17 protein-coding genes and 1 riboswitch are annotated in these 19,952 nt (G+C 72.3%); of the genes, 10 read left to right on the forward strand and 7 right to left on the reverse strand.

Annotation, left to right across the window (positions count from 1 at the left end; all coding sequences use genetic code 11):
• Positions 1-23 precede the first annotated feature (23 nt).
• From AAG589_RS11055 to AAG589_RS11065, 3 genes are all read left to right on the forward strand, one after another.
• Entirely contained in the window at positions 24-740 is a 717-nt protein-coding gene (locus AAG589_RS11055; protein WP_430567313.1) for a hypothetical protein, read from the forward strand.
• Between the two features lie 35 nt (positions 741-775).
• Entirely contained in the window at positions 776-1,336 is a 561-nt protein-coding gene (locus AAG589_RS11060; RefSeq protein ID WP_430567314.1) for a hypothetical protein, read from the forward strand.
• 98 nt (positions 1,337-1,434) lie between these two features.
• Entirely contained in the window at positions 1,435-2,139 is a 705-nt protein-coding gene (locus AAG589_RS11065; protein WP_430567315.1) for a PAS and ANTAR domain-containing protein, read from the forward strand.
• A 67-nt stretch (positions 2,140-2,206) separates the two neighbouring features.
• On the opposite strand, the gene AAG589_RS11070 is transcribed toward AAG589_RS11065, so the two are convergent.
• Together AAG589_RS11070 and AAG589_RS11075 are read right to left on the reverse strand one after the other, a co-directional pair.
• Positions 2,207-4,027: a choice-of-anchor I family protein gene (locus AAG589_RS11070; RefSeq protein WP_446719727.1), complete on the reverse strand. Its 1,821-nt coding sequence runs from the start codon at positions 4,025-4,027 to the stop codon at positions 2,207-2,209.
• Between the two features lie 132 nt (positions 4,028-4,159).
• Positions 4,160-5,464 carry a glycosyltransferase 87 family protein gene (locus AAG589_RS11075; RefSeq protein WP_446719728.1) on the reverse strand — a complete coding sequence of 435 codons (1,305 nt, stop codon included), beginning with the start codon at positions 5,462-5,464 and terminating at the stop codon, positions 4,160-4,162.
• Between the two features lie 275 nt (positions 5,465-5,739).
• Between AAG589_RS11075 and AAG589_RS11080 the strand changes: the two genes are divergently transcribed.
• Entirely contained in the window at positions 5,740-7,047 is a 1,308-nt protein-coding gene (locus AAG589_RS11080; RefSeq protein ID WP_430568009.1) for an Nramp family divalent metal transporter, read from the forward strand.
• Positions 7,048-7,164: 117 nt separating this feature from the next.
• On the opposite strand, the gene AAG589_RS11085 is transcribed toward AAG589_RS11080, so the two are convergent.
• Entirely contained in the window at positions 7,165-7,647 is a 483-nt protein-coding gene (locus tag AAG589_RS11085; protein ID WP_430567317.1) for an NUDIX domain-containing protein, read from the reverse strand.
• Positions 7,648-7,936: 289 nt separating this feature from the next.
• Between AAG589_RS11085 and AAG589_RS11090 the strand changes: the two genes are divergently transcribed.
• Entirely contained in the window at positions 7,937-9,181 is a 1,245-nt protein-coding gene (locus tag AAG589_RS11090) for an acyl-CoA dehydrogenase family protein (protein ID WP_430567318.1), read from the forward strand.
• An 86-nt stretch (positions 9,182-9,267) separates the two neighbouring features.
• Here the strand turns inward: AAG589_RS11090 and AAG589_RS11095 are convergent, their stop codons facing one another.
• Positions 9,268-9,963 carry a GOLPH3/VPS74 family protein gene (locus tag AAG589_RS11095; RefSeq protein WP_430567319.1) on the reverse strand — a complete coding sequence of 232 codons (696 nt, stop codon included), beginning with the start codon at positions 9,961-9,963 and terminating at the stop codon, positions 9,268-9,270.
• A 280-nt stretch (positions 9,964-10,243) separates the two neighbouring features.
• Between AAG589_RS11095 and glf the strand changes: the two genes are divergently transcribed.
• The 3 genes from glf to AAG589_RS11110 all read left to right on the forward strand — a co-directional run bounded on the left by glf (position 10,244) and on the right by AAG589_RS11110 (position 16,018).
• The gene (glf, locus tag AAG589_RS11100; RefSeq protein WP_430568010.1) at positions 10,244-11,404 is read left to right on the forward strand and encodes a UDP-galactopyranose mutase; all 1,161 of its coding nucleotides are present in this window, start codon (positions 10,244-10,246) and stop codon (positions 11,402-11,404) included.
• On the forward strand, positions 11,401-13,362 hold the full coding sequence (locus AAG589_RS11105) for a glycosyltransferase (RefSeq protein WP_430567320.1): 1,962 nt from the start codon (positions 11,401-11,403) through the stop codon (positions 13,360-13,362). The genes glf and AAG589_RS11105 overlap by 4 nt, the downstream gene beginning before the upstream one ends.
• 64 nt (positions 13,363-13,426) lie before the next feature.
• Positions 13,427-16,018 (forward strand): polysaccharide pyruvyl transferase family protein, encoded by a 2,592-nt coding sequence (locus tag AAG589_RS11110; RefSeq protein ID WP_430567321.1) that lies wholly within the window; start codon positions 13,427-13,429, stop codon positions 16,016-16,018.
• 36 nt (positions 16,019-16,054) lie between these two features.
• On the opposite strand, the gene pnuC is transcribed toward AAG589_RS11110, so the two are convergent.
• From pnuC to AAG589_RS11125, 3 genes are all read right to left on the reverse strand, one after another.
• A complete protein-coding gene (gene pnuC / locus AAG589_RS11115) occupies positions 16,055-16,765 on the reverse strand; it encodes a nicotinamide riboside transporter PnuC (RefSeq protein WP_430567322.1) in 711 nt (236 codons plus the stop codon).
• Positions 16,766-16,889: 124 nt separating this feature from the next.
• Positions 16,890-17,033, reverse strand: a riboswitch (FMN riboswitch).
• A 92-nt stretch (positions 17,034-17,125) separates the two neighbouring features.
• Positions 17,126-17,929, reverse strand: a complete 804-nt coding sequence (locus AAG589_RS11120; protein ID WP_430567323.1) for a TetR/AcrR family transcriptional regulator — start codon at positions 17,927-17,929, stop codon at positions 17,126-17,128.
• 10 nt (positions 17,930-17,939) lie between these two features.
• Positions 17,940-18,191 (reverse strand): hypothetical protein, encoded by a 252-nt coding sequence (locus AAG589_RS11125; RefSeq protein ID WP_430567324.1) that lies wholly within the window; start codon positions 18,189-18,191, stop codon positions 17,940-17,942.
• Positions 18,192-18,255: 64 nt separating this feature from the next.
• Here AAG589_RS11125 and AAG589_RS11130 point away from each other — a divergent pair, with 64 nt between their 5' ends.
• Both AAG589_RS11130 and AAG589_RS11135 read left to right on the forward strand, forming a co-directional pair.
• Positions 18,256-18,906 carry a mycothiol-dependent nitroreductase Rv2466c family protein gene (locus tag AAG589_RS11130; RefSeq protein WP_430567325.1) on the forward strand — a complete coding sequence of 217 codons (651 nt, stop codon included), beginning with the start codon at positions 18,256-18,258 and terminating at the stop codon, positions 18,904-18,906.
• A 46-nt stretch (positions 18,907-18,952) separates the two neighbouring features.
• Positions 18,953-19,876 carry an LLM class F420-dependent oxidoreductase gene (locus AAG589_RS11135; protein ID WP_430567326.1) on the forward strand — a complete coding sequence of 308 codons (924 nt, stop codon included), beginning with the start codon at positions 18,953-18,955 and terminating at the stop codon, positions 19,874-19,876.
• Positions 19,877-19,952: the final 76 nt, after the last annotated feature.

Here is a 19,952-nt window from a genome sequence, read left to right on the forward strand (position 1 = left end):
CGGGGCACGGGCGATGCTGAGGCGTGCTCCCGACGCTCGCCCCCGACACCACCGCCGACGACGCACGCGCCGCCCTCGAGTCCGCGGGCTGGCAGGAGGTGGGCACCGGCGACTGGGCCCGGGTGCTCGCGTCCCCGGACGACACGCTCGCCGCACGCGTCACGCCGTTCGACCCGGCGTTCCGGCTGTTCGCCGACGCCTGCCTCGCCGGGCCGCCCAACCCGTTCCTGGTGCGGGTGGACGACGTCGTGCCGCTCCGCCACCGCGGCTACGTCGTCGTCATGGAGCGACTGCACCCGGCGGACGAGGGCCGCGCCCGAGACCTCGTGGCGTCCCTCGGCATCCCGAGCGGGTCCGACCCGACGCCGCCCGGCGACCCGACGCCGCCCGGCGGCGCGAGCGGCGCCCTCGCCGACCACCCCGACGTCGTCGACCTGCGTCGTCGGATCGAGGGGCTCCTCGCCGACGGCGCTGCCCGCTACCGGCTGTGGGGCGGCGCGGACATCCGTCCCGGCAACATCCTCCAGGCGGCCGACGGCGGGCTCCGGCTCACCGACCCCGTCTTCGTCCACGGGCCCACGGTCGTCGAGTCCATCCGTGACGGGCGGGCGGACCTGCTCACCGATTTCACCCGCGCCGACCTCGAGGACTTCCTGCGGATCCCGGCCTGCGTGCCCGGCCCGGACACGGACGCGCTGCGTCGTGCGCTCGACGAGCTGGTGCTCGACGGCGAACGGTGACGTCCGCCGCGGAGCAAGCACGTACTCTCCTGGCCATGACGCCAGCGTCCCCGCTCGTCCCGGCACCACGGTCGCACGACGCCGCCTGGACACGGTGGGGCACGTGGTGGCTGCCGGTCGGGCCGGTGCTGGTGGCCTGCTACGCGACGGTCATGGTGCTGACGATCCTGGTGCTGGAGCCGCTGGCGGCGATGCCCGGCATGACGTCCGCACAGATCTCCGCCGAGCTGGCCGCGGCCGGGGTGTCGGTGGCGGGCAAGGTGCCGTTCCTGGTCGGTTGGGCGGCGCTGGGCGTCGCCCTGTCGGTCGCGGCCGGCGCCGTCGCGATCCGTCGACGGGTGGCCCCCGCCACCGCGCTGGCGCTCCAGCTCGCCGTGCTCGCCCTGGGCGCTCCGGCCTACTTCTGGGCCGCGTTCGACATGGGGATGGACCTGGCCGACACGTTCGACATCACGGGCGAGGCCCACTCCGCCGTCCCGTCGGTCCTGTACGCGGCGAGCGGCGTCGCGCTCGCGGCGCTGGCCGTCGTGGGGCTCTGGCGCGCGGTGGCGACGGCCGCCCGGAGCGGCGCCACGGCGGGTCACGGGTCACCGTGAGCGTGCCGTCGACAGGGGGTGGCGGAAGGGTCGTCGCCGGTCCAGTCTTAGGGTGTCCGACTCTGGCTGCTGCGCTGTTTGTGAAGGAGGAACGCTCCGTGGACGAGAACGGTGTCGTGGACCAGTCGCTCGAGGCAGCGCTCGCGCCCGGGACACAACCCCCGGTCGGTCGCTATCGGTTGGACCTGTCGACGGGACGCTGGGCCTGGTCCGACGAGGTCTTCGAGATGCACGGATTCCGTCCCGGCGAGGTCGTCCCGACGACCGAGCTCATGCTCTCTCACAAGCACCCGGAGGATCGCGACCGGGTGGACCACGCCCTCAAGAAGGCGGCCGCCACGGGCGAGGCCTTCAGCTCGGTGCACCGCATCAGGGACGCGCACGGGGGCACCCGCACCCTCGCCGTCACCGGGCAGGGCCGCCGCGACCCGGACACGGGGGAGGTCACCGAGCTGTTCGGGTACTTCATCGACGTGACCGAGGCGAACCGGGAGATCGCCCAGCGGGAGGCGACGGCGTCGATCCAGGCGTCCGCGAAGCGCCGGGCCGCCATCGAGCAGGCGAAGGGCGTGCTCATGGTCTCGTTCGGGGTCGACGGCGAGGAGGCCTTCGAGCACCTGCGGACCGCGTCCAACCAGCTCAACGTGCCGGTGCGCGACCTGGCGACGTGGCTCGTCCACTGGTTCTCGGGCTCCGGGATGACGACCTTCCCGACGGCTGACCAGGTCCGCGAGTTCCTCGCGAACCCCGTGCCGGTGACCGAGCAGGAGGACCCGGGGCCGGCCGCCGGCGTCGTCGTCTGACGCGACCGGCCTCGACCAGCGTCCGTCGGTCGAGCTCGTCGAGACCCGGTTCGGGGTTTCGACGAGCTCAACCAGCAGAGACGTCGAACAGCGTCGTCGTGCCGGACACCTCGTTGGCGACGGCGAGCAGCGGCCGGTGCGTCGGCGAGTCCTTCGCCGGGACGAACGTCAGCCCCTCGGGCCCCAGGTCGCCGGCTCCGGCGAGCACGTCGGCGGGGTCGGCGCCGTCGTCGATCGCGTCCTCGGCGGACACCGAGTAGTCGCGGTTCGAGACGTACGTGACGAACCTGGAGCGCTCGGGTCGGGTGATGTCGTAGACCATCACGCCGCCCGCGCGCTCCAGGCCGACGAAGGCGTACGTGCGGCCCGAGACCTCGCCGATCGTGAGGTTCTCCGGCTCGGGGCCCTTGTCGTCGCTGCGGCCGTCGCCCTTCGTCTCGGTGTGGTTGGTGTTGAACGCGTCGCCGAGGACCTCGGCGGTCACGCGCTCGAACGCGTCGCCGGAGTCGAAGACGAGCTCGCCGTCGGTGGTCCACACGGAGAACGACCGGCCGCCGAACGCGTACAGCTCCTCGTAGCAGGAGCCGTCGGCGCGCAGGCCGGAGGCCGTGCTGACGTTCAGCCGGCCGAGGTCGGCGTCGTCGAGCAGCGCCGCCGCGGGGGAGTCGTCGCACACGGGCGCGAGGCCGTCGTCGCCCAGGTCCTTGACGCGCGCGGGCTCGGCGTAGTCGCCCCACTCGCGGGCGTCGCCCTCGTTCGCGGTGACGAGGTAGGTCCGCCCGCGGGACGTGTACGACGCGATCCCGTCCGGCATGTACAGGCCCCGGACGGGGACCTCGCGGACGGCCGCCTCGTCGTCCTTGTCGGAGGGGTCGATGCCCTGCCCGGGCAGGGAGTGGTCCTTGCTGCCCAGCGACCACAGGTCGGTGGTGCGGGCGCGCCGCAGGTCGACCTCGGCGACGGCGTTCGCCTCCTGCAGCGCCACGTAGGCGGTGCGGGAGTCCTTCGAGACCGTCACGTACTCCGGCTCGAGGTTGCGGGAGACGCGGTGGGCGAGCGACCCGTCCGGGCCGGCCACGTCCGGCCCGAAGACGCGCACGCCGTCGGGCAGGGCGTCGCCCTCGAAGGCGTGGAAGGTCGCGGTGCGCACGGCGTCCTGCGCGACGGCGCCGGCGTGCTTGCCGGTGAGCCGGCGGGGCAGGTCGACGACGGACACCGAGCCCTCGGGGTCGACGGAGAAGTCGTCCGCCGGCTCGCCCTCGTTCGCGACGACGGCGCTGCGGCCGTCGGGCGTGATCGTGACCATGTCGGGCAGCGCGCCCACGCGCCACGCGCCGAGCGCCTCGCCGTCGCCGGCGGCGTCGAAGAGCACCAGCCAGCCGTCGGAGACCTTGTCGGGCGACTCCACGGCGACGACGCCGAGGCCGTCGGGGCGCACCGCGACCGAGTTCGCCACGGCGCCCTCGGGAACCCTCGAGCCGTCCGCAGCGCGCACGCCCGTCGTCTCGAGAGCGAACAGCTTGCGGGGCGACGACGGGCGCGCGACGTCGAGCACGGTCACCTCGCCCGCCTGCGCGTTCACCGAGAAGAGGCGCTCCGAGCGCGCGTGGTACGCGACGATCTCCGCCGCCGACTCGTCGAAGGTGCCGGTGGCGTACGCGCCGAGGGGCGAGAGGGCGAGCCGCGCGTCGTCGGCCGAGAGCTCGACGGGATCGGAGACGACTCCGGTGCCCGGTGTCACGTCGCGGTGCGCCGACGCGGTGAGCGCGACGGGCACCGCCAGCGCGACGGCGAGGGCGGTGGCGCAGCCGGCGACGACGGCGCGCCGCGGGGTGGACGTGAATCGCGGGGTGCTGAAGATCGGGGTGCGGGGGAGCGGTGTGCGCAAGGGGGCCTCCGGTGCCGGGGCGCGCGCCGAGCGCGCCGTCGGGGTGACCGTAGGGAGGACGGATGGCCGCCGGGGGAGCCCGGGGTGAACGGGCGCCGACCCGCCGGTGAACGCCTGCCTGGATGCGCCCGCTCAGGCGGGGGCGTCGTCGCCTGTGGGGTGCCGCACGCCGTCCCGGCCGAGCTGCACGATCCGCCACACCGCGCCGACGAGCAGCACGACGAGCGCCAGGTTCCGCAGCCCCTCGACGACGACCATCGCAGGCTGACCGCCGAGGAACTCGCCGTACGCCACCGGGTAGACGATCTGCGTGCCGAGCGCGGCCAGCAGCACTCCGACCGCGGGCGGCCCCCACAGCCGCCGCGTGCCCGGCCCGGCCAGGGCGACCGCGGCGGCCAGGGGCGGCCCGATCCACGCGACGAACTGGGGCGACCCGACCTTGTTGAACACGATGAGCGCCAGGAGAAGGGCGGCCGTGCTGAGCAGCAGCACGTCGCCCGCGTGGTCGGGGCGTCGTCGCGCCGTCCACCAGGTGAGGGCCGCGATCAGCAGCACCGCGACGGGCAGCAGCCAGTCGAGCAGGGACGCGACCTGGCGGGCGGCGTCGCCCTGCACCTCGTAGGTGAAGATCACGTCGTTGTAGTCGATCCGCACCGACGGGTCCCACAGCCGCGCCACGCTGAACCAGGTGGCGAACACCGACTCCGCCTGCAGCGTGCGCGCCTCCTGCTGCCCGAACACGCTGAACGCGCGCTGGTCGGCGCCACCCGCCAGGGCCAGGCCCACCACGACGACGCTCACCACCGCGCCGGGGACCACCACCTGCCGCAGCAGGTCGCGCCAGCGGGCGCGTGTCGCGGCGAGTGCCACGACCACCGCCCCGGGGGCGATCTTGATCCACGCGCCCGCCGTGGCGACCGCCGCCGCGAGCGTCGGGCGTCGTGCCGCGACGGTCAGCGCGATGAGGATGAGCGGCGCGACGACGCCGTCCAGGCGGCCGAGGAAGATCGGCCCGAGGGCGAGCAGGAACGCGAGCCACCACCAGGCGCCGAGCACCCCGCGCGGCGCGGAGCGCACCAGCACGACTGTCGCGACGGCGTTCAGGGCCACGACCATCGCCGTCCAGACGATCTCGTACCCCAGCAGACCGCCCGTGACGAGCGCAGGCAGGGTGACGGGCACCAGCGCCCCCGCGGGGTACACCCAGTCGTAGTCGAGGACCGGCCACTGCCCCGTGTCGAGCCCGTGCCGGGCCCACCACTCGTAGAGCGTGACGTCGCCGTAGATCGTGTAGCCCCAGGAGATGGCCTGCCCCACCACCCAGGCGTGCACGGCGACGAAGCCGAGCGCCAGCAGCCACCGGGACCGCAGCGCGACGCCGAGGGGACCGGAGGCGCTCCGCGCGGCGGAGGTCTGCGTGGATGGCACGCCCGACATGGTGACAGACCGACCTCGGCACCGCCCCGGGACGTTCGCGGGGGTGCGCGATACGGTCATGGACGTCTAAGATTTCGGGTATCCGAAAAACGATGGGGCCGGCCGCCGACCGCCGAGGTAGTTCCCCTCGTGCCGAGGTAGTTCAGCCCACGGCGAGGTAGTTCATCCGGCCGCGAGGTAGTTCGGCCAGTGGCGAGGTAGTTCGAGAGCGAGGGAGGCGGGGCGTGGCGAGGACGACGCGCGAGGCGACGGCGGAGCGGGGCGGTCAGCGGCCGGTGACGGCGCGCCGTCAGGCGCGGCTGGTGACCCTGCTCGGCCCGGCGTTCGTCGCGGCCATCGCCTACGTGGACCCGGGCAACGTCGCCGCCAACCTCACGGCTGGGGCTCGGTTCGGGTACCTGCTCGTGTGGGTGCTGGTCGTCGCGAACGTCATGGCCGTGCTGGTGCAGTACCTCTCCGCCAAGCTCGGCGTGGTCACCGGGCGCTCGCTGCCCGAGGTGCTCGGCGAGCGGCTCTCCCGCCGCGGCCGGATCGCCTACTGGGTCCAGGCCGAGGTGGTCGCGATGGCCACCGACGTCGCCGAGGTGATCGGCGGCGCCATCGCCCTGCACCTGCTGTTCGGTGTCCCGCTGGTGCTGGGCGGCCTCATCACCGGCGTCGTGTCGATGCTGGTGCTCACCGTGCAGCAGCGCCGCGGCCAGCGCGTCTTCGAGACGGTCGTGACGTCGATGCTCGCCGTCCTCACGGTGGGGTTCTGCGCGGGCCTGTTCTTCGCGCCGCCCGACCTGGGGGCGGTGCTCGGCGGGCTCGTGCCGCGGCTCGACGGCCCGGAGTCGGTGCTGCTCGCCGCCTCGATGCTCGGCGCCACGGTCATGCCCCACGCGATCTATCTGCACTCGTCGCTCGCCCGCGACCGGGTGCGGCACGACGCCCGCGTCGAGCGGCGGCAGGCCCTGGCCGCCGGGGCCGAGGCGCGCGACGACGCGGTGGCGGACGACGACGTCGCCGTCCCCGCTCCGCCGTCGCCGCCGGTGGTCCGTCGCCTGCTGACCGCCACGCGCTGGGACGTCGTCTCCGCACTGGTGCTGGCCGGCAGCGTGAACATCGCGATGCTGCTGCTCGCCGCGGCGAACCTGCCCGGCCGCACCGGCACCGACTCGATCGAGGGTGCGCACGCCGCCATCGAGTCGTCGCTCGGGCCCGCGGTCGCGGTGCTGTTCGGCGTCGGGCTGCTCGCGTCGGGGCTGGCGTCGACGTCGGTCGGCGCCTACGCGGGCGCGGAGATCATGTCCGGCCTGCTGCACGTGCGCGTCTCGCTGCTCGCCCGGCGGCTGGTCACCCTGGTGCCCGCGATCGTGCTGCTCGCGACCGGCGTCTCGCCCACCTGGCTGCTGGTGGTGAGCCAGGTGGTGCTCAGCTTCGGCATCCCCTTCGCGATGATCCCGCTGGTGCGGATCACCCGCGACGCCGGCCTGCTCGGCGGGTTCCGCAACGGCCTCGCCACCCAGGTCGCGGCGTGGGCCGTGGCCGCCGTCATCGTGGCGCTGAACCTCGCCCTGCTGTGGCTGACGTTCACCGTCTGACGCCGAGGTAGTTCAGATTCCCGCGAGGTATTTCCGGGATCCGCGAGGTAGTTCGAATCCTCGCGAGGTAGTTCGGGGATCCGCGAGGTAGTTCGAATCCTCGCGAGGTAGTTCCGGTCAGCGGCCGAGCGCGGCCTCCAGGCGGTCGACGAACGCGGCCTGGGCACTGACGACGACGCGCCGTGCGTCGTCGGGCGCGAACCAGGCGGCCCGGTCGATCTCCGGGACCTCCATCCGCCGCCCGGACCGCGGCGGCCACTCGATCTCGACCGTGTTGCTGCGCACCTGGTCCAGGTCCGGGCCGGGCGGCGGCCACTCGCGCGCCCAGGCCAGGACGCGCTTGCCGGACTTCTGCCGCACCTCGCCCAGGTCGACGTCCGGGGACGACGGCGCGGGCAGGGGCAGGCCCAGCTCCTCGGCGGCCTCGCGCAGGGCGGCCGCGTGCGGCTCCTCGTCCGGGTCGAGCTCGCCCTTGAGGACGGACCACGCGCCGGCGTCCTTGCGTGCCCAGAACGGGCCGCCCATGTGTCCGAGCAGTACCTCGATCCCGCCGTCGGACGTCGTCCGGTACAGCAGCAGCCCTGCGCTCGTGGTCGCCATGCCCACAGTCTGGCCCGAGCCCGAACTACCTCGCCGAGCCTGGAACTACCTCGCCGAGTCCCGAACTACTTCACGAGGATTCGGACTACCCCGCGGAGATTCGGACTACCTCGCCGGGTTGAGAACTACCTCGCCACAAGGGGGTGAGACCGAGTATCGCTTGACGTGAGACGCCGTCGCGGGTGACGATGAGGGGAGACCGGCGTCGTCCACCACCAGCCTCGCGACGGCGCCGGTCCGCACTCCTCACCGGGCCCGGAACGGACCCCCGCGCAGAGAGAGGTCGTCGATGACCCGCACCGCCCCAGTCATGCCCGGCGTGACCGCCCCCGACTACGACGTCTCGCAGCCGCTGGACCTCGACTACGTGGGCGCCTTCGCCGACGTCGCCCCCGAGGCGCGCGCCCACCAGCTCGCCGTCCGCGAGTTCGTCCAGGACGAGGTCCTCCCCGTCATCGACGGCTACTGGGAGCGCGCCGAGGTGCCGTTCGACCTCGTGAAGAAGCTCGCCGAGCGCGACTTCCTGCGCGACGGCGTCGACGTCGACGGCCGCCCGAAGATCTCGTTCATGGCCGAGGGCCTGGCCAGCATGGAGATGTCGCGCGGCGACGGCTCCGTCGCCACGATCTGCGGCGTCCAGGGCGGGCTGGCGCTGCGCTCGATCGTCATGCACGGCTCTCCCGAGCAGGTCGCGACCTACGCCGAGCCGATGGCGCGCGGCGAGATCCTCGGCGCGTTCGCGCTCACGGAGCCCACCCACGGCTCGGACTCCGTCTCGCTCGAGACCGCGGCCCGCAAGGAGACGCGCGACGGCGTCGAGGGCTACGTCATCGACGGCGAGAAGAAGTGGATCGGCTTCGGCTCCTGCGGCGACATCACGGTCGTCTGGGCCCGGCTCGTCGGGGACGACGGCGACAACCAGGTGCACGGCTTCATCGTCCCGCAGGACGCGCCCGGCTACACCGCCACGACCATCGAGGGCAAGGTGTCGCTGCGTGCCATCTGGCAGGCGCACATCGTGCTCGACGACGTGTTCGTCCCGGCGAGCGCCGCGCTGCCCGGCGCGACGTCGTTCAAGGCGACCGCCGCCGTCCTGTTCGCCACGCGCCTCGCCGTCGCCTGGTCCGCCGTCGGGCACGCCGTCGCCTGCTACGAGGCGGCCGCGGCGTACGCGACGCAGCGCATCCAGTTCGGCCGGCCGCTGGCCAAGAACCAGATGGTGCAGGAGCGGCTCACCCGCATGCTCTCGCTCGTCACGCAGATGCAGCTGCTGGTCGCGCAGATCACCCGCCTGGCCGACGCCGGCACGCTCACCGGCGAGCAGGCGTCGCTCGCCAAGTACACGACGACGCGCCAGGCCCGCGAGGTCGCGTCGATCGCCCGCGACATGCTCGGCGGCAACGGCATCCTCCTCGCCAACCGCGTCGCGCGGCACTTCGCCGACCTCGAGGCGCTGCACACCTACGAGGGCACCGAGTCGATGCAGGCGCTCATCGTCGGTCGTGACATCACCGGGGTCTCGGCCTTCGCCTGACACCCGGCTCTCGACGGGGCTCGCGCGACGCGCGAGCCCCGTCGTCGTTCCCGGCGCCTGCCGGACGAGCGTGATCCGCGGCCGGGTCAGCTCGTCATCATCGTGGCGGTGGTGGCGGGGATGATCACGGCTGTCAGGACGACGGCCGCGACCATCTCGTCGACGGCCTTGCGCACGGCCTCGCTCGCCCAGCTCTGCTCGGCGAGCTCCTTCGCCCGCGCCTCGGCCCGCGCCCGGTCGCCCTTCGCCACGAGCCCGCGGACCAGGCCGGAGCCGTGCGCGACGGCGATCAGCGCGGCGGTGCGGTCGTCCGGGACGCGGGACCCGAGGAGCACCTCCCGGCACAGCGCCCGCAGCCGCTGCTCGTGGGTGGCGTCCGCCGTGGGCCACGACGTCGTGGGAAAGATCCCGAGCACCTTCCCGGACTCCCGTCGCAGCACGCCGCGCCCGGCGAGCCCCGCCAGGAGCGCGTCGCGGAGGCCCTTCGACAGCGGGACGACGAGGTCCTTCGGCGTGCGCGGCTTCTCCGCGACGACCGCGAGCGCGCGGTCGAGCGCCGGATGTCCGGTGGGCGAGCCGTCCCGCACGACGGCGCGGCCGGCCTTGACACGTGACCCGTCGGGCCGCACCAGGTCGGTCTGCGCCACGTCCACGCGGCCCTCCACGGCGAGCTGGACCAGCAGCGCGCCCGCGAGCCGGTAGTCCAGCTGCGCGTGGTCCCCGGTCGGCTTGCCGCTCTCGTCGTCGTAGGCGAGCAGGAGCAGGTCCTCGGCGATGATCACCGGTCGATGATCGCCGACGGACCGCCGAGCGTCCAAGGGCGAGAGCGGACGTTCCGTTCGCCTGACGTTCGTCCGGCGTTTCCCTGAGATTCGTCAGTCCTCCTACCGGCCATGCCAACGTTCGGTGCAGACGGCAGATCTCGGAAGATCGCAGGCTCGGTACGGAATTGGGGGTCCTCATGCAGATGTCGGCACTCACGATGTCCGCCCGCCATTCGTCCGATTCCCGTCACCCCGCCTTGGGGAGCACTGTGAACTGCACTGATTCGAGGGGAAACGTCTGATGACGGACGCTGTCGTGGTGGGCTCCGGATTTTTCGGCCTGACCGTTGCCGAGAGGCTCGCCGAACAGTACGGCGTGAACGTGCTCGTGATCGACCGGCGCCACCACGTCGGCGGCAACGCCTACAGCGCCGCCGAGCCCGAGACCGGCATCGAGGTCCACCAGTACGGAGCGCACCTCTTCCACACCTCGAACGAACGGGTGTGGGACTACGTCACCCGATTCACGGCATTCACCGACTACGTGCATCGCGTGTACACGACGCATCGCGGCGAGGTGTATCCGATGCCGATCAACCTGGGCACGATCAACCAGTTCTTCCGCTCGGCCCACGGCCCCGACGCGGCCCGCGAGCTCATCGCCGAGCACGCGGGGGAGCTCGCCGGCAAGGACCCCGAGAACCTCGACGAACAGGGCGTGTCGCTCATCGGCCGGCCGCTGTACGAGGCGTTCATCCGGGACTACACCGCCAAGCAGTGGCAGACCGACCCCAGGGACCTCCCGGCGTCGATCATCAAGCGGCTCCCCGTGCGCTACACGTACGACAACCGCTACTTCAACGACACGTACGAGGGCCTGCCGGTGGACGGCTACACCGCCTGGCTCGAGCGGATGGCCGACCACCCGCGCATCGAGGTGCGGCTCGACACGGACTTCTTCGACGCCGCGCAGCCGGTGAACAAGGACGCGACCGTCGGCCAGGTGCCCGTCATCTACACCGGCCCGGTCGACCGCTATTTCGACTTCTACGAGGGCGAGCTCTCGTGGCGCACCCTGGACTTCGAGCAGGAGGTGCTTCCGGTCCACGACTTCCAGGGCGCCCCGGTGATGAACTACGCCGACCTGGACGTGCCGTACACGCGCATCCTCGAGTTCCGCCACTTCCACCCCGAGCGGGACTACCAGCGCGACAAGACGGTGATCGTGCGGGAGTACTCCCGCTTCGCCGAGCGCGGGGACGAGCCGTACTACCCCGTCAACACTCCTGCTGACCGCGAGCGGCTGCAGATCTACCGCAAGCTCATGGAGGGAGAGAAGAACGTGTTCTTCGGAGGCCGACTGGGCACCTACCAGTACCTCGACATGCACATGGCGATCGGGTCCGCGCTCTCGATGGTCGACAACAAGCTCGACGCCACGTTCGGAGGTGCCGCATGACCATCATGGAAGAGCTCGAAGCAGCCTCGGACGCCGAGGTGTCACGCCGCGTCGTGCACCGGATCGTCCTGCCGCCCGACGCCGACCCCGACACCCTGCCGCTGTACGTGGACTTCACGATGGCGCGCGCCGTCGGGGAGGCGCACCCGGCCGTCCCGCCCACCGAGGCCGGGGCGGAGATCCTGGGGCGCCGGTCGATGCGCCTCGACTCCGGGAGCGAGGCCTCGTTCGGCGCCTACTTCAGCGCGTTCCCCGCCGGGTACTGGCGCCGCTGGACCGACGTCTCCGAGGTGCGCCTCAGCATCCGGCTGTCCGGCGGGGCGACGGTCGCGGTGTACAAGTCGAACGCGCGGGGCAACCCCCAGCGGGTGCGGCTGATCCACAGCGCGGACGGCGTCGTCGACGTCGACCTGACGCTCGTGCCCTTCGGCGACGGCGGCTGGTACTGGTTCGACCTGTACGCCTCCGACGGCGCGGTGACCCTCCAGTCGGCGGAGTGGAGCGTCGCCAGCTCGCACGCGCGCAAGGACGGCACCGCCTCGATCGCCATCACCACCTTCAACCGGCCCGACTACTGCGTGGCCCAGCTGCACACGCTCGGCGCGGACGACGGGCTCAAGGACCTGATCGACCGGGTCTACGTGGTCGACCAGGGCACCCAGCTCGTCCAGGACGAGCCCGACTTCGCGGCCGCCGAGGCCGGGCTGGGCGGACGGCTCTCGGTCGTGCGCCAGGGGAACCTGGGCGGCTCCGGCGGGTTCTCGCGCGGCATGGCGGAGACGCTGCGCGCCGGCGAGTCCGACTACGTGCTGCTGCTCGACGACGACGTCGTCTCGGAGCCCGAGGGCGTCGCGCGCGCGGTCGCGTTCGGCGACTTCGCCCGCATCCCCACGATCGTGGGCGGGCACATGTTCTCGATGCACGAGAAGTCGTGCCTGCACGCCTTCGGCGAACGGGTCAACCGCTACAAGTTCTGGTGGGGCAAGATCGAGAACACGTTCGACCACCACGACTTCTCGCTGCACCCGTTGCGCACGACCCCGTGGCTGCACCAGCGCGTGGACGTCGACTACAACGGGTGGTGGATGTCCCTGATCCCGGTCGAGGCCCTGCGCTCGGTCGGCCTCTCGCTGCCCGTGTTCATCAAGTGGGACGACGCCGAGTACAGCCTGCGCGCCGCGGACAAGGGCATCCCGACGGTCTCCCTGCCCGGCGCCGCGGTGTGGCACGTGCCGTGGGTCGACAAGGACGACGCGATCGACTGGCAGGCGTACTACCACCAGCGCAACCGGTGGCTCGCGGCCATGCTGCACTCGCCCTACCGCAGGGGCGGCGAGCTCCCGCGCGCGAGCCTCATCGGCGACATCAAGCACCTGCTGCAGCTGCAGTACTCGGCCGTCGAGCTGCGGCTCAAGGCGCTCGAGGACCTGCTCGAGGGGCCCCACCACCTGCACGCGACGATCGGCAAGACGCTGCCCGAGGTGCGGGCGCTGCGCGCGAAGTTCTCCGACGCGGTGGTGGAGCGGACGCCCGGCGCGTTCCCGCTCACCAGGCACCACCGCCCCGCACCCAAGGGCACGATGCCGTCGGCCCCCGCCGGGAAGGGCAAGGCCCTCGTCTCGGCGCTGACCGGGATGGCGAAGCAGCTGCGCTCCGTGCGGCCCGAGGCCCTCAAGGTGCCGGAGGAGCGGGTGTCGACGAGCGCCGCCAAGTGGTGGCGCCTGTCGCACCTCGACTCCGCCGTCGTCACCTCGGCCGACGGCACCGGCGCCTCGATGTACGTGCGCGACCCGAAGAAGTTCCGCGCCTACCTGGTCCGCACCGTGCGGCTGCACCGGCAGCTGCGCACCCAGTGGGGGCCCCTGAGCCGGCAGTACCGGCAGGCCATGCCGTCGTTCACCTCGGTCGAGGTGTGGGGCGCGACGTTCGGGGCGAACACCGCCCGCGAGGACGCCTGAGCCGGTTCGGCCCGCACATCACCAGTGTTTTCGCAGCAATCTTGAGTAGGCAGGGACAGAGCGCATGACCGATCCGAAGAAGACGTACGACGTCGCCATCCTGGGCTGGTGGTACGGCAAGAACTACGGTTCGATCCTGACGTACTACGGCCTCAACCGGGCCGTCGAGAGCCTCGGCCACTCGGTCCTCATGGTGCACGAGCCGCTCGGCTACAACGGCTACCGGGTGCAGTGGCCCACCGACATCGTCTCGATGGACTTCGCCCGGCGCGTCGGGTACGAGCACACCGACCAGGAGCACTTCTCGCAGCTGCCCCGCCTGAACGACGTCGCACGCACCTTCGTCGTCGGCAGCGACCAGCTGTGGAACCCGCTGATCGGTCGCGTCAACGACGACCTGTTCCTCGACTTCGTCGACGGGAAGAACTCCCGGGTGGCCTACGGCACGTCGTTCGGCAACCGCGGGACCGACAAGTTCAAGCTGCCGTTCGTCGCGAAGCACGCGCCCCACCTGCAGCAGTTCACCGCGATCTCCGTGCGCGAGGAGTACGCGATCGACACGGCGCGGGACGTCTTCGGTGCCAAGGCGACGCTGGTGGTGGACCCGGTGTTCCTGCTGCCGCAGGAGCACTACAGCGAGCTCGCGGACTCCGCGACCGTGGCGCCCGCGGGCGAGTACCTGGCGGTCTTCTTCCTCGACCCCAACCCGCAGAAGAAGGCCGTCGCCCAGGCGGTCGCGGACAAGCTCGGGTTCGAGAAGATCGTGGTCATCCCCAACCCCGACGAGGGGCGGGAGGCCGTGACGGCCCTGTTCGCGGACGAGCCCCGTGCCGAGATCATGGCCGAGGACGCCCCGGAGAACTTCCTGCGCACCTACCGCGACGCCGGCTACGTGATCACCGACAGCTTCCACGGCACGGCGTTCGCGGCGATCTTCGAGAAGCCCTTCTCGTCGATCTACAACACCAAGCGCGGGGCCGACCGCTTCAAGAACCTGCTGGCGTCGCTCGGCTTCGGCGACCAGCGTCGCGTGCTCGAGAGCGACACCACCGAGACGATCGCCGAGAACGTGTACGTCACCCGGGAGATCGACTTCACGAAGGCCCGCGACTACATCGAGACCGGCCGCGCGTCGTCCCGGGAGTGGCTGAAGGCCGCGCTCGACCCCGCCTCGACGGGCACCGCCGCGATCCGGCCCTTCCAGAGGTTCCGGCTGGACGGTCCCGAGTTCACGGCGAACACCCGGGCCTGGCGGGTCTCGCGCAAGCGGGGCGGCACCCGCCTCAAGGTCGCGCGCGACGGCGCGGCGCGCGGCAACTTCGTGTGGGCCGACCTGCCGGAGGCGCTGACCCCCGGGTCGGCGTACCAGCTGACGATCGACTGGACGCCCCGGACCGACGCCGCGACCGTCAACCTGCACCTGCGCAACCCCGAGACCGCGGTGTTCCAGGTCACCGGCGGGGTCGCCGTCGGGCAGGAGTCGGGCAAGGCGCGTCAGGACACGATCACGTTCCGCGTCTCCGACCCGGGCCTCAGCCAGATCATGCTCGGGGCGCTGCACTTCACCGGGCGCCAGGCGGGCGCCGAGGTCCGGAGCATCACCGTCCAGGAGATCCCCGCCTCCGTCGCGGCGTCGGCCCGGCGCAAGGTGCCGGGCAAGGCGCCGGCCCAGGGCGGGTTCGCCAAGCAGGCGCGGGCCCTGGCGCTCGCGGACCAGGAGCGGCACGTGCGCTCGTACCAGCGCGCGCACCAGGGGGGCCAGGGCGACCACGTCGCCGGTGCCCGCGCGCGGATGATCTTCCACGCGCACGCGATCGAGAAGGGCCTGAGCCGGAGCAACTTCCGCGCGGGCTTCGGCAAGATCGCGGTCCCCGGCCTCGCCAAGGAGATGAACGCCTGGCTGTCGGCCGGGCGCAGCACCGAGGACCCGTACCTGCAGTCCTCCGCGGCCGTGATGAAGACCTACTTCGAGCGGCATGTGGCGCTGAAGTCCGACGTCTCCGCCTTCCGCCAGCTCTTCTCGGGGGCGTCGCAGGACCTCATCGACAACTGCACGCACACCGAGGGCGGCGTCCTGCCCGCCGGGCGGACCCGCGAGATCGTCCTGGAGACCGAGGACGACGAGCGCAGCTTCCTCGACGTCGTCTACGGGCGGCGCAGCGTCCGGGAGTTCACCAGCGAGCCCGTCAGCGACGCGGAGGTCGCCAGGGCGGTGCAGATCGCGATGCAGTCGCCGTCGGTGTGCAACCGCCAGGCCGCCCGCGTGCACCAGTTCGAGGACCCGGACGTCATCAAGTCGGTGCTGGACATCCAGGGGGGCTTCAGCGGCTACGCGATGCCCCCGCGGCTCCTGCTCGTCACGGCCGACCTCGACGCCTTCCTCTTCGCCCCGGAGCGCAACCAGCCGTTCGTCGACGGCGGGCTGTTCATGATGTCGCTGCTCCTCGGCCTGACCCAGGTGGGCCTCGGGTCGTGCTCCCTGAACACCGCGATGGGGAGCGCGAAGGACGCCGCGATCCGCAAGATCATCGACGTCCCCGACAACGAGGTCTTCATCTCGTTCGTCGCCGTCGGGCACTACGACCAGGAGGTCCTGGTGCCCCGGTCCAAGCGGACCCACGTCGAGGACGTCCTCGTCCGGCACGACAGGGGCTGACGGCGTCGACGTGCCCGCCGCCGTCCCCCGGTGACGTCACCGGGGGACGGCGGCCGTCGTCGTGGCCTGCTCGCGGCGGTGGATGCGCCACCAGACGAAGAACCCGGTGAGCGTGAAGGCGCCGTAGAACACGTACATCAGCGCCGTCGCGTAGTACCCGGCCGACCAGAGCAGCGGGACCCCGACGACGTCGACCGCCACCCACACGAGCCAGAACTCGACCCAGCCCTTGGCCATGCCGTACGTGGCGACGAGGGAGCCCATGAAGATCCACGCGTCGGACCAGACGGGCTCGTAGGAGCCGAGCGCGCGGAACAGCGGCGTGAGCAGCAGCGTGCCGCCCACCATCACGACCACGATGCCGACCCGCGCGCGCCACGACGCCCACTGCGGGTGCACGGCCGAGCCGCCGTCGGCGGGGATCCTCCCGTCTGCGCGCACCTCGAGGTCGGCGCGCTGCGTCCGGCGCCACTGCACCCAGCCGTAGACCGACACGATCAGGAACATCACCTGGCGGCCGGCCTGGCCGAGCATGTCCGCGCGGCTGGTGTCGCCGAACCAGGACCCCATGAACACGGTGAACAGCAGCAGGTTCCCGACGATGCCGACGGGCCACGCCCACACCTTGCGGCGCATCCCGCCGAGCGCGGAGGCCAGCCCGAAGCCGTTGCCGACGATCTCGCGCCAGGACATGTGCTGGTCGCCGATGGTCAGCGTGGCGTTGAAGAACGCATCGATCGCGTCCATCGTTCACTCTCCCCGGTCCGTGGTGCGGCGTCCGGGGTGAGGGTCGGCGCTCGCCGACGTCGGGCCCGAGGGCCGTCGCCGGCGACACGACGCCCGGCGGCACCCGCCCTGTCGGGCGCGTGCCGCACGTGCTTCCTCCCATCCGGACTTTGACCGTCGGCCCTGGAATCTCACCAGGTCAGCCGGTCTCGCTCTGCTTGCGGAAGAGGAGACCGGGTCGCGGGCTGTCACCGCCGGCTCGGAATTTCACCGACCCCGGAGCACGTACGTGCGTGTCTTTCGCCGGCGGAGGTCCCGTCGGCGTCCTGCACAACTCAGGATGCCACAGGCGCATTCCCGTCGGTCGATCCGTCGAGACCCTCAGGCCAGCGCGTCGCGGACGGCGCGCGCCACGTCGTCCGGACCCGCGCCGGGCTCCAGCACGGTGACGACGACGCGCTTGCCGTCGCCGCCCGACGTGACCGTCCGGCCCTGGTCGCCGTCGTCGGGCGCGGGGGACGGTGCGGTCGTCCCGGGGTCGCTGTCGGGGAGCGGGAAGGGCGCCATGGCGGCGCGGCGGAGGTCGGCGAACGCCTCCTCGAGCTCGGGCCGCAGGTCGAGGTGGGGGTTGCGCAGCCAGCGGCGCAGGATCGCGTTGTGCACCGCGACGACGGACGCGGCGAACGCGATCGACATCGTCGTCATGGAGCGGTCGGGCGGGAGGGTGTCGCGCAGGTAGGCGGTGAAGGCGCGCTCGTAGCGGTGGGTCGTGACGAGCTCGCGGTCGCGCAGCGCGGGCACCTGCTGCAGCAGCTGGTGCCGGGCGATCGACGTCTCGCGCTGTCCCACGTGGTGGTCGAAGACAAGTCGCGCGGCGCGGCACACCTCGAGGTACGGGTCGGTGGCCGGGTCCCACGCCCGCTCGGGCGCGCGGCCGGACTCCTCGCTCGCGCGCGCCTCGGGCCGCGTCTCCGCGAGCATCACCACGACCTCCTCGAGGAGCAGCTCGTGGTCGGCGAAGACCACGTCCTCCTTCGAGCGGAAGCGGCGGAAGAACGTGGCACGGCTGACGCGCGCGGCGTCGGCGATCTCCTCAACGGTGGTCTGCTCGTAGCCCTGCCGGGAGAAGAGGTCGATCGCGGCATCGACGGCCTGGGCGTGGGTGTGCGTCCGGACGGCGGTCATGCCTGGGAGGCTACTCCGAGCGGCGGGCTCGTCGTCGGCCGCGGTCGTCCTCCGGGCCGGTGCGCCGCCGCTCGTCGAACCCCGCCTCGCGGGGCCCGCGCGAGCGTTGCAGATACCGGATCTCGCGCACCGCGACCCCGGCGGCGATGACGAACGGGATCCAGGCCCAGACCCTGCCGCGCAGCACCACCCACAGCATCGCGAGCGCGACGACGCACGCGCCGAAGACCGTCCACACGCTCGCCCACCGCACCTTGCGCACGCTGCGAGGCTACCCGTCGCGGCCGCCGCGAACACGTGCCCGGGGCGTGGGTAAGGTGGCGGTCGTGACTTCCGGGACCGCCACCGCGCCTGAGACCTCGACCACCACCGCGACCGTCCCCGTCGTGGACGTCTACGTCGACCCGCTGTGTCCGTTCGCCTGGATCACGTCGCGCTGGGCGCTGGAGGTGGCGGAGCACCGGGACGTGCGGCTCACGTTCCGGCTGATGAGCCTGTACCTGCTCAACGCCGGTCGCGACCTCCCCGCCGACTACCGCGCCAAGATCGACTCCTCGCGCGGCATCGGGCGGGTCGCCGCCGCGGTGCAGACGGAGCACGGTCCGGAGGCCTTCAGCGCCTTCTACACCGCCGCCGGCACGCGCATCCACCCGGGCGGGCGGAAGGACTACGACGCCGTCGCCGTCGAGGCGCTCGCCGAGGCCGGCCTGCCCGCGTCGCTGGCAGACGCCGCGTCGTCCGACGCCTACGACGCCGCCCTCGCGGCCTCCCACGAGGCCGGCATGACGCCGGTGGGCGAGGACGTCGGCACTCCCACGATCCACGTCGACGGCGTCGCGTTCTTCGGCCCGGTGCTCACGCGCATCCCGCGCGGCGAGGACGCGCTGCGGATCTTCGACGGGGCGGTCGCGCTCGCGTCGTTCCCCGAGTTCTTCGAGCTGAAGCGGTCGCGGACCAGCGACCCCGCCTTCGACTGACCCGCCTTCGTCTGCCCCTGCACCGTTCCGTCCCGAGAGGCGAACCATGACCCTCGACCTGCGTGTCTTCACCGAGCCCCAGCAGGGTGCGTCGTACGACGACCTGCTCGCCGTCGCGAAGGCGACCGAGGACCTCGGCTTCAGCGCGTTCTTCCGCTCCGACCACTACCTGACGATGGGCGGCGACGGCCTGCCCGGCCCCACCGACGCGTGGACGACGCTCGCCGGGCTGGCCCGCGACACGTCGACCGTGCGCCTGGGCACCCTCGTCACGTCGGCCACGTTCCGCCACCCCGGCGTGCTCGCGATCCAGGTGGCGCAGGTCGACCAGATGTCCGGCGGCCGCGTCGAGATCGGGCTCGGTGCCGGGTGGTTCGCCCGCGAGCACGAGGCGTACGGCATCCCGTTCCCGGCCAGGCGGTTCGGGCTCCTCGAGGAGCAGCTGGAGATCCTCACCGGCCTGTGGGGCACGCCCGTCGGCGAGTCGTTCTCGTTCGACGGCGAGCACTACACGCTCGTCGACTCGCCGGCGCTGCCCAAGCCCGCCCAGGCGAAGATCCCCGTGATCGTCGGGGGCGGCGGCCCCAAGCGGACCCCGGCCCTCGCCGCGCGGTTCGGCGACGAGTACAACCAGGCGTTCCCCGAGCTGGACACGGTCGGCCCGCGCATCGGCGTGATCAACGAGGCGCTGGCCGAGGCCGGCCGCACCCCCGACTCGATCGTGCAGTCCGTCGCGCTGGTGCTCGCCGTCGGCAAGGACGAGGCCGAGTTCGCGCGCCGCGCCGCGGCGATCGGCCGGGAACCCGCCGAGCTGCGCGAGCACGGCGTCGCCGGCACCGTCTCCGAGGCCGTCGACCTGCTGGGGTCCCTCCGCGACCAGGGGATCCAGCGCGTGTACCTGCAGACGCTCGACCTGCACGACCTCGACCACCTGGACCTCGTGGCGCGCGAGGTCGCGACGCAGCTCTGACCTCCCCGCCGAGGTAGTTCAAAGCCCGGCGAGGTAGTTCCGGCCCTGCCGAGGGAGTTCCGGACCCCGCGAGGTA

Origin of the sequence: Isoptericola sp. F-RaC21, assembly GCF_038593535.1 — a bacterium.
In the GTDB taxonomy this organism is placed as follows: domain Bacteria; phylum Actinomycetota; class Actinomycetes; order Actinomycetales; family Cellulomonadaceae; genus Isoptericola.

Excerpts from the sequence above, each read along its gene's own strand:
- AAG589_RS11060 (WP_430567314.1), top strand. The coding sequence starts at position 776 with ATGACGCCAGCGTCCCCGCTCGTCCCGGCACCACGGTCGCACGACGCC.
- AAG589_RS11075 (WP_446719728.1), bottom strand. The coding sequence starts at position 5,464 with ATGTCGGGCGTGCCATCCACGCAGACCTCCGCCGCGCGGAGCGCCTCC.
- AAG589_RS11085 (WP_430567317.1), bottom strand. The coding sequence starts at position 7,647 with ATGGCGACCACGAGCGCAGGGCTGCTGCTGTACCGGACGACGTCCGAC.
- AAG589_RS11090 (WP_430567318.1), top strand. The coding sequence starts at position 7,937 with ATGACCCGCACCGCCCCAGTCATGCCCGGCGTGACCGCCCCCGACTAC.
- AAG589_RS11105 (WP_430567320.1), top strand. The coding sequence starts at position 11,401 with ATGACCATCATGGAAGAGCTCGAAGCAGCCTCGGACGCCGAGGTGTCA.
- AAG589_RS11110 (WP_430567321.1), top strand. The coding sequence starts at position 13,427 with ATGACCGATCCGAAGAAGACGTACGACGTCGCCATCCTGGGCTGGTGG.
- pnuC (WP_430567322.1), bottom strand. The coding sequence starts at position 16,765 with ATGGACGCGATCGATGCGTTCTTCAACGCCACGCTGACCATCGGCGAC.
- AAG589_RS11120 (WP_430567323.1), bottom strand. The coding sequence starts at position 17,929 with ATGACCGCCGTCCGGACGCACACCCACGCCCAGGCCGTCGATGCCGCG.
- AAG589_RS11135 (WP_430567326.1), top strand. The coding sequence starts at position 18,953 with ATGACCCTCGACCTGCGTGTCTTCACCGAGCCCCAGCAGGGTGCGTCG.